General features: G+C 51.8%; 10 protein-coding genes. 7 read left to right on the forward strand and 3 right to left on the reverse strand.

Annotated features, from left to right (window positions below; all coding sequences use genetic code 11):
- The first annotated feature begins 31 nt into the window (after positions 1-31).
- From PGS10_RS07715 to PGS10_RS07730, 4 genes are read left to right on the forward strand one after another with little or no spacing between them, the layout of a single operon-like run.
- On the forward strand, positions 32-340 hold the full coding sequence (locus PGS10_RS07715) for a hypothetical protein (RefSeq protein ID WP_131631707.1): 309 nt from the start codon (positions 32-34) through the stop codon (positions 338-340).
- Positions 341-349: 9 nt separating this feature from the next.
- Positions 350-1,432: a glycoside hydrolase family 88/105 protein gene (locus PGS10_RS07720; protein WP_316422682.1), complete on the forward strand. Its 1,083-nt coding sequence runs from the start codon at positions 350-352 to the stop codon at positions 1,430-1,432.
- A gap of 32 nt (positions 1,433-1,464) precedes the next feature.
- Positions 1,465-3,948 carry a hypothetical protein gene (locus PGS10_RS07725; RefSeq protein WP_316422683.1) on the forward strand — a complete coding sequence of 828 codons (2,484 nt, stop codon included), beginning with the start codon at positions 1,465-1,467 and terminating at the stop codon, positions 3,946-3,948.
- A 36-nt stretch (positions 3,949-3,984) separates the two neighbouring features.
- Positions 3,985-5,331, forward strand: coding sequence for an MFS transporter (locus tag PGS10_RS07730; protein WP_316422685.1), 1,347 nt, complete (start codon positions 3,985-3,987; stop codon positions 5,329-5,331).
- 26 nt (positions 5,332-5,357) lie between these two features.
- On the opposite strand, the gene PGS10_RS07735 is transcribed toward PGS10_RS07730, so the two are convergent.
- Positions 5,358-6,398, reverse strand: a complete 1,041-nt coding sequence (locus tag PGS10_RS07735) for a LacI family DNA-binding transcriptional regulator (RefSeq protein ID WP_045392243.1) — start codon at positions 6,396-6,398, stop codon at positions 5,358-5,360.
- Between the two features lie 680 nt (positions 6,399-7,078).
- Between PGS10_RS07735 and PGS10_RS07740 the strand changes: the two genes are divergently transcribed.
- Positions 7,079-7,351: a hypothetical protein gene (locus PGS10_RS07740; protein ID WP_072056468.1), complete on the forward strand. Its 273-nt coding sequence runs from the start codon at positions 7,079-7,081 to the stop codon at positions 7,349-7,351.
- A 154-nt stretch (positions 7,352-7,505) separates the two neighbouring features.
- On the opposite strand, the gene PGS10_RS07745 is transcribed toward PGS10_RS07740, so the two are convergent.
- The gene (locus tag PGS10_RS07745; RefSeq protein ID WP_045392246.1) at positions 7,506-7,802 is read right to left on the reverse strand and encodes a hypothetical protein; all 297 of its coding nucleotides are present in this window, start codon (positions 7,800-7,802) and stop codon (positions 7,506-7,508) included.
- Between the two features lie 204 nt (positions 7,803-8,006).
- Between PGS10_RS07745 and PGS10_RS07750 the strand changes: the two genes are divergently transcribed.
- Positions 8,007-8,474, forward strand: a complete 468-nt coding sequence (locus PGS10_RS07750; RefSeq protein WP_316422686.1) for a hypothetical protein — start codon at positions 8,007-8,009, stop codon at positions 8,472-8,474.
- A gap of 257 nt (positions 8,475-8,731) precedes the next feature.
- Here the strand turns inward: PGS10_RS07750 and PGS10_RS07755 are convergent, their stop codons facing one another.
- Entirely contained in the window at positions 8,732-9,424 is a 693-nt protein-coding gene (locus tag PGS10_RS07755; protein WP_047078337.1) for a helix-turn-helix domain-containing protein, read from the reverse strand.
- 320 nt (positions 9,425-9,744) lie between these two features.
- On the opposite strand from PGS10_RS07755, the gene PGS10_RS07760 reads away from it, so the two are divergent.
- Entirely contained in the window at positions 9,745-11,319 is a 1,575-nt protein-coding gene (locus PGS10_RS07760; RefSeq protein WP_045377786.1) for an arylsulfatase, read from the forward strand.
- The last annotated feature ends 20 nt before the right edge of the window (positions 11,320-11,339 follow it).

Genomic DNA, 11,339 nt, shown 5'->3' on the forward strand with positions numbered 1-11,339 from the left:
GGACTGATAAGAAAATATAAGTAACAAAATCATGCAATTAAGCCACTCCACAGAGTGGCTTTTTTCTGGAATCAGTAATGATGGTTCGATAGTCTCCAGCCATTTTGCTGTTTACGCAAAAAATTTTAGCGCTTCCAAAATCAAAAATGAAACAGCGTTCCAACAACCTCTTGTTTTATCAACAGTTCCTGTCCCTTTTTCGCAAAAAACGACGCCCGCGCAGGGCAATAAAATATCGGCAAGGCTCACAAAATATAAACGCAAAATTTTTTCGTATTGCGCATACGAAATGCGTAGTGATTTAATTCTTATAGCCAAATCATCCTTAGAGCGAGAATGAGAATAAAAAATGGAAAAGCGTTCACTGAATAAAAATATTGATTTACTGCTGCGCGGATTTACTGAATTAAAAGATAACGGACGGTTTAATGAACCCAATCTTGACGGTAGCGCCGGGGATTATATTTCATTTTCCAGTTGGGAATGGCCGCAGGGCGTAGGGCTATTTGGTTTGGTACGTTTATGGGAAAACACGAAGTCTGATGAGCTATATCAAATTATTGACCAGTGGTTTCAGGGAAATATCGAAAAAGGTCTCCCAGGCCTCAACGTCAATACCACCGCGCCGATGCTTCCCCTCTCGCTTTTCTGGTCCCATAACCGGCAGCCGCACTACCAGCAGGTGCTGGATAACTGGGCAAATCGCGTGATGACGGAACTGCCGCGTACGCCGGAACAAGGCTTCCAGCATGTAGTTTCCGACGGCATTAACGACATGGAGATCTGGGACGATACGCTGTTCATGGTAGTACTGTTCCTCGCGCACTACGGTACGGTTTCCGGGCGCCAGGAGCTGGTAGATGAAGCCGTTCGGCAGTTCCTGCTGCATGCGCGCTATCTCAACGATCCGCAAACCGGGCTGTGGTACCACGGCTGGAGCTTTGTCGAGAACAGCAACTTCGCTAAAGCCCGCTGGGCGCGCGGTAATGCGTGGATTACCGTCGGTATACTCGAATTACTGGAACTAGCCGACGTAGGCGCGGGCGTTCGGGAGTACCTGATAGAGTGCCTGAAAAAGCAGGTTAATACCTTAATCGACCTGCAGACCGCTAATGGCGCCTGGCACACCCTGCTCGACCATCCTGACTCTTACATCGAAATTTCCGCGACTGCCGGTTTTGGCTATGGCTTATTAAAAGGCGCGCGTATTGGCATTGGCGATGAACGATGGCTACAGGCGGGTATGAAAGCGCTGGAGATTGTTCAGGATAATATTGATGCCGCAGGAACGGTACACAATGTTTCTTATGGCACGCGAATGGGGCGCACCCTGCAATTTTATAAAGATATTCCATTACAACCTACCGGCTATGGACAGGCATTAGCAATATTATGCCTGAGCGAAGGTGTGCGCCTCGCTGATAAAAAATAAAATACCGCCCTTCTCTTTTGGAGAAAATAATAATGGCTATCGAATATAGTAATTTTAATTTAACGGCGGGTAATGCCGTGCGCTACTGGCAGCTATCCGATATTACCAGTTTACGCTATGACACAGCGGACACGCCGATGGCTGGCGAAATGGATCCGTTTTTCTTTTTAAGTAAACATAAAAACTTCATTCCTCATACCTACCCGTGCCGCGACGATTTTCGCCAGCACTTTGCTGAAAAAAAACCGCAGCCTTTCGCCAGCACAAACTACTCTCGCTGGTGGTTCCCTTTTGCTTCCGACAGGGTCGATCTCTCCGGCTTTTGGTTTCGCCCAACCCGCGTCGGCGCCTGGGCCAGAACGCTGCTCGATTGCCCACAGGCGGGCGAGTATCGTTTTCGCCTCGCCACCTGCGGCGGCGCGCTGCTGAAGCTTAACGGCGAAGAAGTACTCTGGATGGCTGATTATCAGCGTAACCTCGAAAACCAGCGTGAATTCAGCCTGTCGCTACAGGCGGGGAAAAACGAGCTGGAGCTGTGGTTTGATGACTTAGCCGAACGCGATATTCGCTTCTTTTTCCAACTCGACTACCTTGACGGCGAGCCGCTGCGTATTACGCTGGCAACGCCGCTGACCGACGCACAGGTCAAAGAGATGGAGCAGTTACTGGACGGCGTTTCCTTCGAGCATCCGGTATATAACCGCGGCACCATTCGGCTCGTATTTCCTCAACCCGCGTCGACGGACTACTGCCTGCACGTCAACGTGCTGGGGGATTTTATCTCGCTGGATGAACCGGTCACGCTCGATAGCCGACTCTCCGCCGGCGAGTCGCTGGTCGCCATTGCCGAAAGCGAAGCTATCCCGGCAGACTTCCGCAATTTCCACATTACGCTGCAGCGTGAAGGGTTCAAGATAAGCCGCACGCTGGGCGTCGAAATCTGCCACGCCGACCGCCAGACGGCAATCCCGACAACGCTGGAAGCGCGGATCGCGGAAGCGCTGGAGGTGGTCGCTCATGAAGGTGAATACAGCAGCGTCAAAGCGCTGGCGCGCCTGGCCTGCGGCCTGAACGATGAGCAAACCCAGCAGATGCTGGATGGGGTCCTGGCGTCGGTGCTCGACTGTCACGATTGCGCCGACTTTACCCTTGTGCCGTTGCTGTGGTGCCGGACGGTATGGGGCGACAAGATCGATCCTGCGGTTCGCGGGCGCATCGATGACGCCATACTGCGTTTTCGCTACTGGATGGACGAACCCGGCAACGATGTACAGTGGTACTTCTCTGAGAACCATGCCCTGTTGTTCCACACTGCGGCGCTGCTGGCGGGCAATCTCTTCCCGGACGCGACTTTCACCCGTTCCGGGCGCAGCGGGCGCGAGCAGGCGGTAGCGGGTAAAGCGCGGGTCATCAGTTGGCTGGACCATTTCGAGCAGTGTGAAATGGCCGAATGGAACTCCGCGCCCTACTTCCCCATTGATTTAAAAGGTCTCACCGCGCTGGCGGCGCTGTCCGGCGACGCGCAAATAAGCCAGCGCGCCATCGCGGCAATCACGCGCTTGCTGGCGCAGATTGCCCGCTCCGCCCACCAGGGTTTTCTGACCGCCTCGCAGGGACGTTCTTACGAACACACCCTACGCGCCGGCCGCTCTCTGGAACTGGCGGCGATTTCGCGTCTGCTGTGGGGCAAAGGTAACTATGGCTGTCGTTTCCATACGCTGCCGCAATTAGCCCTGCTACTGCGTGATGGCCTGCTCACCCTTCCGGCGGAACTAGCAGAAGTTGCCGCCTGGCAAAAAGAGAGCGCCATCGAGTGGTGTTTTGCCCAGGGCGCTAACCGGATCGCCAAACTCTATCACTACAAAAACCGCCATGCGGCGATGGGGTCCATCGCCGGCTATCGCTGGGGAGAGTGGGGCTATCAGGAGACGCCGTTCCATTTACGTCTTGGCAACCAACCCGAAGCGCAGATCTGGATCAACCATCCAGGCGAGACCCTGCACGGCGGGTTCGGTCGCCCCTCCTACTGGGGCGGCTGCGGCACGCTGCCGCGCGTGCAGCAATATCGCGGACTGGCGGTGCTGACTTTCAATCTGCACGCCGATCAGCCTGACTTTACTCACGCCTGGCTGCCGCAAAGCCAGTTTGATGAGGTCGTTATTAGCGGCCAGCGCGCGGCGGTACGCAGCGGTGACGGTATGGCGCTGCTGGTGGGTAATCAGCCGTTTGAAACGGTGAATACGGGGCCAACCCGCGGCTGTGAAATACGCCTTAACGGGCAACAAACCCGCTGGCTGGTTCGCATCAACGATCGAGTCGATAGCTCCCTCGAGACCTTCAGCGCATGTTTCAGCGACCTGACCATGATGCAGCACGACGACGGCAGTATTGAAGTGAACGATCCGCAGTACGGAACGGTGCGCTTCCTGGCCGATGGACGAGTGAGCGCCGAGAACCGCACGCTGGACCCACAGCAGTGGAGCGTCGTGGGCAGCAGCCGTGAACTTCCTCTGTAACCAACGCCCGGCAGAGACCGGGCAAGGAAAATAATAATGGATACGCAAATCGACAAACAGGCTGTGCCCTCCGGGCAGGCCGCTGATGATGTTAATCCGAATACGCTGCACAATCCCGCTCGCGAAATGGCTAAACCGAAAAGCAACTATCGCTGGGTCATCTGCTCCATGCTGGTGTTTGCCACGACGGTTAACTATATGGATCGCCAGATCCTCGGCTTGCTGGCACCGATGCTGCAAAAAGATATCGGCTGGACGCAAATGGAATATAGCTGGCTGGTCAATGCGTTTACCGTCGCGTATGGCGTCGGCACGCTGGTATGCGGGCGAATTATCGACAAACTGGGAACCAAAATCAGCTATGCGGCGGCGATGGTCGTCTGGAGCGTCGCGGCGATGGCGCATGCGGTCGTCGGTTCGGTGGCGGGGTTTGCGCTGGTTCGCGTCCTGCTTGGGCTAGGCGAGTCCGCTAACTTCCCGGCGGCGATGAAGGTGATTGCCGAGTGGCATCCTAAAAAGGAACGCACGCTGGCGACCGGCATTCTTGGCGTCGCGGTCAATATCGGCGTAGTTATCTCGCCTGCGCTGATCCCGCTTATCGCAGTGCATTACGGCTGGCACGGCGCTTTTTTAATTCTCGGCGCCATTGGCTTACTGTGGCTGATTCCCTGGTTCATTGCCTTTGGTCCGGTGAAAGCGAAGGCCAGCGCCGAAGAGCAGGCGTGGATTGCTCAGGATAAAGAAGAAGCCGTCAGCGTTTCGGCCATTAAATGGACGCATCTGCTGGGCTATCGCCAACTGTGGGCCGTGGCGTTAGGCAAAATGTTGACCGACCCAATCTGGTGGTTCTTCCTCTTCTGGCTGCCAAAATGGCTCAACGAATCCCGCGGTATCAACATGGAAGGTCTGGGACTGCCGCTGATCGTTATTTATCTCTTCGCCATCGTCGGCAGCCTCGGCGCAGGCTGGTTACCCGGCAAATTGATGAGTAAAGGATTTAGCACCGCCAGCGCACGTAAACTCACGATGCTGATCTGCGCCTGCCTGGTCCTGCCGATTTTCGCCGCCACCCAGGTCGAAAATCTGTGGGCCGCCGTCGCGCTGGTCGGGTTAGCTGCGGCGGCGCACCAGGGGTGGTCTGCCAACATTCTGACCTCGGTATCCGATCTGTTCCCGAGCGCAGCCGTCGGTTCGGTCGTGGGGATTGGCAGTACCTTCGGGATGATCGGCAGCGTGATCTTCTCTACGGTGATTGGCGCCGTACTTGAAACCTCTGGTAACTATTGGGCGCTGTTCGCCATCAGCTCTGTGGCTTATCTGCTGGCATGGGCGATTATGTATCTGCTGTTAGTGCCGAAGATGGAGCGGGCTAAATTCGACTAACCCGCTCTCTTTACCGGTGGCGCGTATCAGGCGATACGGGCCACCGATTGACGTTCGACGATGGCGCACGCCAGCTCAACCCGTCTTGGAATTTCGACACTACCCGCAATCATATCCTGCAGTAGCTCCAGCGCCAGCGTGCCGATTTCGTGTACCGGAAGGTGAACGGTAGTCAACGGCGGTGTGGCAAACTCCGCCTGCGGCAGGTTATTCATACCGACTACCGAGATATCTTCCGGCACGCGCAGTCCTAAGGCCCGCACGCCGTTGATCGCACCGATCGCCAGCGAATCATTGGCGCACAGTATCGCCGTACACTCGCGCGGAGTATCACGGAAACGCGCAATCACCGCCTGCTCCGCCAGCTCCGGCAGCCAGTCGGTTACCGTCAGGATCCGCGAATCGTCGCACAACAGCTGGCGAGCGCGCATCGCTTCCCGCCAACCATCTTCACGCTGTTCAATGGTTCGCCTGCCTGGGTGGGTTAAAAAAAGAATGTCGCGGTGGCCGCGCTCGAGCAAATATTCACAGGCCATGCGCGTGGCCGAACGGTTACAGGGCAGCACGCTGGACAAGCGCATTAACGGATCGTCAGTATTCACCAACACCGCCGGTTTTTTCAGGTTCGCCACCGTATTCAGAAAACCGCTGTCGTCCACCGTCAGCGCCAGCACGCCGCCTACGTCCGCTTCTTCCAGCAGCGCCTGCAGGGCGCCATTGTCATTATCGCTGAGCTGATGAGTAATGAGATCAACGCCCAGCACCTTCGCTCGCTCTTTTAGCCCTTGCAGGACGTACCAGCTAAACTGATAGCGGTTGTAATCCAGCATCGCCACTTGTGAAATAGCCAGCACAATTCGCGCGCCGCCCAGCTCCTGAGCCGGCGTATATCGCATGGCCCGCGCCACTTCCTGAATACGCGTGCGCAGTTCGTGGCTGACCCCTTTTTCGCCCGATAGCGCCCGCGACACGGTACTGAGCGAGGTACGACAACGGGTAGCGATATCCTCCAGCCGCACGCGGCGATATCCTGCATCGCGCTCTGTCTGATTATCTGATTTACTCATCTCTCATCCTTTATGACACCGCGCGCCACTCGGCGTAAAAATGAAAACCGCCGCGACTGGCGAATAATATGCAGTATTCAGTGTAGCCATTGACGCTGCCCAAACGGCTTCGCGCACCACGGCACGATAAGCCATTTTTTACCCGGCATCGATTAAGAATCGCGGATTTGTGATCGTCAGTCGCACTATCCGGTCACCGGCATCGCTGTCTCACTAAATTCGGCGAGCCCGAATAAATGGCGAATGCGTAAAGGGAGATTGCTATTTAAATGTATTAATAACTATCTTACCTTACGCCATAAATATAACAGACATAAATGATTATTTTGATGAAAAAATGGAAGGAGTTAATTTTTAAAAACAAAAGTATTCACAAACTCAATAGTTTAATTAAATAAAGCCCTTCAATCAAACATCTACAACATCACCAAAATGAATACTAACCTCAAATTTCTTTTTCCAAATTATCATTAACCCATTGGCATTAACACAACTCTCATTGCACATATAAAATGATGTCCAAAATCAAAGAAATGTATCAACCTGTAATCTATATATACATTTCGCATAATTATATAATGGATAACAAAATGGAAATTTTTAAATTAACGACATGCATACTTCCCGCCATTTTATTAATCGGATGCGTATCAAAACCACCGATCGCGACAGAAAACGAAATGCGAGATGCCGCAGCGTTTACATTAAATGTCAATGCTTCTGACGTGACAATTTCAGATGTTCAGCAAAATGGCGTTAAAACCAATTTTGTGGCGACAATAGGTAAGAAAGCACACCGTTGTTATGTCACTAAAGCTGCAGAACCAAAACTTTATGGACTGATATCAATAGGGGGAAGCAGTATGGTTTCTGATGCTATTTGCGCTGGCGGTGTAGCAAGTTCTACTAGTAAAACATGTGATGCATTATCAAAAGCCGCAGGACGCTGTTAATTAATAATACTCGCCTTAGGTGTTCGCTCAGGGACACCTTAGGCGGCATAAAACATCCATTTGCCATGCCCCGATACTGACTCCATACTCTTTATTTTTACGACAACATTATTGTTAAAAAATAGCCAGTAGAACAGCATCCTATCTTCCCCACTCACAGCGCTTCCCACATATAAAACCAGTGGGTGGCGTCCCGACAAACGGCGCGGAACATGGCGGCGGAGACCAGCTGATAGCGGCGGTCCTGAGATTGTGCTGGCGTATATGCGCACACGTAGCGCCCGCTATTGGCGTCGGGCAGCCCCTCTTTAACGGACATCCACGGGAGAATCAGCTGCTCCGGCGGGACGCCCGCCGAGATGGTATCGATCACTTCATGCGCCAGCGCGCGGGCGTCGCGGCTATAGGGGCCAGCAGCAACCTGTTCACAGTGTCTGAGTAAATTTTCCATTAATTATCGTTTCCTTTTTTGCGTCTCTATTTTCCCTTAATTATTGCAAAGATATCATTGGAAATAACTATTATTTAATAGAGTTTAATGGCACTTATTTACTTAAAAATAAATTTTTAATACGAAACTATAATGACTCGTATTTATATCCCATTGATATAAAAAAGCCATCTTCAGCTATCTCCATATCGACATAGCTGAATAATGGCTAATTCAGGCAATAACGCACTATGCGCAATTGGCCGTAAACTCTACCGGCAAGTCGCCATAAAACCAGCCATCGTCCTGTTTGGTGAGATCAACGCGGATAGTCTTCTTCTCGCCAAACAGAAACTGTTTCACCAGCACCTTACGGGTAAAGACGCCGCCGACGTTAATACGCACGCCGTGGTGCTCAACCTTCTTAACCCGGATGGTTATTGTGGAATAATCTATTTGAATATCAACATGTTCACCGTGACGAGCGATGAAAGCCGCGATCCTGACATGCCCCCCGTTTTTGGAGAAAGAGATAAACGGTTGACTCTTTCTACCGCGCCTCCCCTTTTCTATATTAACGAAATTGTTTACGTCAGAGTGCGCTGCACCATTGAACACAAAGAAGCCTCCCTTCTCAGCAAAATCGTATCCCTTAAAACGAAAAAACAATGGTTTATTTCACTAGTAGTATGAATTTATAACAGAATAATTGACTGAATTTTAGTGCCATGCACAGACAAAATCAAACCCATAAACTGCCAGTGCAGGGCAACTATCACCGCATTCTCATCGCGGTAGAAGAAACACGACGGGCAAGATCCCGCACGATAACTGGCTTCGGCGAAACATATCGCCCCCCTGCGGGCAAGCGTAATGAAGAGTAAAGTAATCCCTGGTTCTGTTAGCTGACCTCCGCGCGTCTGAAATGACCTTAGCGCAACAACAGCAGTTTAAAATTTCTCCGGCAGCTCGTGCACAATATCGACCAGTTCACCGTTCTCCATTTTGATATATCCCCCCTCTTTTAGCTCAGCAAGAATTTTAAAAAGGTAGCTGCGCGACATCTTGGTTCTTTTTAGAATAAAGCTTGCCAGGCTTTCATCATGCAATACTCCCGCATCCTGCTGTTTTTTGTAACGATAAATCATCGATTTAATCGTATCGTAGCGTGAAGGTAAATTCTTTTCGTGATGCGCATCAATAATCAGCGATAACTGAAAGGCCATGACTTCCATCAGATAAACAAAGCGCTCACGCTGAATAAAATAGTGTTCAAACGCTTCTTTACTGCAAGTCACAATTTTGACATTTTTCTTCGCCGTATATTTTAGCGATAGCGCCGGACCATAGCTTTCAATAAGCCCGAAAATCATACCGCGGATTCCTTTACCGATCTGTAGCATGTCCAGCGTTTTACTCCGCGCGCCGCGTTTACTCGCGGAACCAAAACCCGCATTGTATTCCACTTCTATCGCAATTATGCCTTCAACAACAATAACCACTTCGCCGGGTTCTATTTTAAACACACCGTTATCTTTGATGATTCGTGGCTGATTTGCCGAGATCAACGGTTGAATCAACTCAAGATCGCTGGCGACAACATGGTTATATTGATCAATAACATCGGAATAAGTCGTTTTCATGTTGCCCCATTAATACCTATTTATTTAAATATGCATAAAAATAATCTGGCAAAGTTAACCCTGTCAATTAAAGATAGCATTTTTAGTTCATCCTGCCATTTATTTCAGTCCGTTTAGAGACTCCACTCTCGTATCGACCGATACGTCTAAATAAAATGCCAACACCGACGAGAACCGTAACACGGTTTCGCCCATTGAAGCGTCTAATTTATTTTTAACCGAAAACATCCTTGCTAATTTAAAAATAAATTAGACGCTTCGTTAACAACCTATTTTTCCAGATCATTTAAAAATCCGGAAAAATAAAAGGATAGCGAGCTATGTTTAAAAACATTCCCTTTAAGAGAACAATGTTAGCCAGTATGCTGACATTAGCTTCCGGCGCAGTGACCGTTGCTCACGCAGCCGACGCGGCAGCGCCGAAGCAGGATGCTAAAAAGCCTAACATCGTAGTTATCTTTGGCGATGATATCGGCTACCTGAACCTGAGCACCTACAATCAGGGTTTGATGGGCTACCAGACGCCAAACATTGACAGCATCGCCGCGCAGGGCGCGAAGTTTACCTCCTACTACGCCGAGCAGAGCTCCACCGCAGGTCGTTCCGCCTTCATTACCGGCCAGATGCCATTCCGTACCGGGATGAGTAAAGTCGGTATGCCGGGAGCGCCGCAGGGTCTGCAGAAAGAAGATCCGACCATCGCCAACGTCCTCAAGCAGTTGGGTTACGCGACTGGGCAGTTCGGTAAAAACCACCTGGGCGACCGTGATGAATTCCTGCCGACCGCGCACGGTTTCGATGAATTCCTCGGCAACCTCTATCATCTGAATGCCGAAGAAGAGCCGGAAAACCCGGATTACCCGAAAGATCCGAACTTCCGTAAACAGTTTGGCCCGCGCGGCGTGATCAAGAGCACCGCTGACGGCAAGATCGAAGATACCGGTCCGCTGACCGTGAAGCGTATGGGCACCGTAGATGAAGAGACGCTGGCCGCCAACAACGACTTTATGGCGCGTCAGGTGAAAGCCGGTAAACCATTCTTTACCTGGTTCAACACCACCCGTATGCACAACAAAACCCACCTCAAAGACGATAGCGTCGGCGTCACCGGGTTAGGAACCTATGCCGACGGCATGGTTGAGCACGATAAAATCGTCGGCCAGGTGCTGCAGAAAATTAAAGATCTTGGTATCGAAGATAACACCATCGTTATCTACACCACCGACAACGGTCCGATGACCGCCACCTGGCCAGACGCAGGCGAAACCCCGTTCCGCGGGGAGAAAAACACCGGCTGGGAAGGCGGCTTCCGCGTTCCGGCGATGATCAAATGGCCGGGCCACATCAAACCAGGCACCGTGGTGAACGATATGTTCGCCAGTTACGACTGGTTCCCGACGCTGGTTGCCGCTGCCGGCGACAGCAACATTAAACAGGAAATGCTGAAAGGTTATAAAACGCCGTCAATTACCTACAAGGTTCACCTTGATGGCTATAACCAGCTCGACTTCCTGCAGGGCAAAGGGAAAGACCAGCGTAACGAATTCTTCTACTGGAGCGATGACGGCGATCTGCTGGCGATGCGTCAGGGCCGCTGGAAGATCCACTTTATGATCCAGGAGCACACCGGCCTCGATCTGTGGCGCTATCCGTTCACCAAACTGCGCACTCCGCTGATCTTCGATCTGAAAGTCGATCCGCTGGAGAAAGGTTCCGACGGCATGGGCTACGACACCTGGTTCTACGATCGTCTGTTCCTGCTGGGCGGCGCGCAGAAGTCGGCAAAAGATATGCTGGCGACGTTTAAAGAATTCCCGCCGCGTCAGAAGCCGGGTTCCTTTACCGTCTCCGATGTCAGCGCAATGCTTGACCAGAGCGCGAAAACCGGCAAGTAACGGTAATCCATCTCCCAGGG

This window comes from Klebsiella sp. 141153 (assembly GCF_032601995.1).
GTDB lineage: Bacteria > Pseudomonadota > Gammaproteobacteria > Enterobacterales > Enterobacteriaceae > Klebsiella > Klebsiella aerogenes.

Bases quoted from the DNA above. Each gene is read 5' to 3' on its own strand.
- PGS10_RS07715 (WP_131631707.1), top strand. From the start codon at position 32: ATGCAATTAAGCCACTCCACAGAGTGGCTTTTTTCTGGAATCAGTAAT.
- PGS10_RS07720 (WP_316422682.1), top strand. From the start codon at position 350: ATGGAAAAGCGTTCACTGAATAAAAATATTGATTTACTGCTGCGCGGA.
- PGS10_RS07725 (WP_316422683.1), top strand. From the start codon at position 1,465: ATGGCTATCGAATATAGTAATTTTAATTTAACGGCGGGTAATGCCGTG.
- PGS10_RS07730 (WP_316422685.1), top strand. From the start codon at position 3,985: ATGGATACGCAAATCGACAAACAGGCTGTGCCCTCCGGGCAGGCCGCT.
- PGS10_RS07735 (WP_045392243.1), bottom strand. From the start codon at position 6,398: ATGAGTAAATCAGATAATCAGACAGAGCGCGATGCAGGATATCGCCGC.
- PGS10_RS07740 (WP_072056468.1), top strand. From the start codon at position 7,079: ATGCGAGATGCCGCAGCGTTTACATTAAATGTCAATGCTTCTGACGTG.
- PGS10_RS07745 (WP_045392246.1), bottom strand. From the start codon at position 7,802: ATGGAAAATTTACTCAGACACTGTGAACAGGTTGCTGCTGGCCCCTAT.
- PGS10_RS07750 (WP_316422686.1), top strand. From the start codon at position 8,007: ATGGCTAATTCAGGCAATAACGCACTATGCGCAATTGGCCGTAAACTC.
- PGS10_RS07755 (WP_047078337.1), bottom strand. From the start codon at position 9,424: ATGAAAACGACTTATTCCGATGTTATTGATCAATATAACCATGTTGTC.
- PGS10_RS07760 (WP_045377786.1), top strand. From the start codon at position 9,745: ATGTTTAAAAACATTCCCTTTAAGAGAACAATGTTAGCCAGTATGCTG.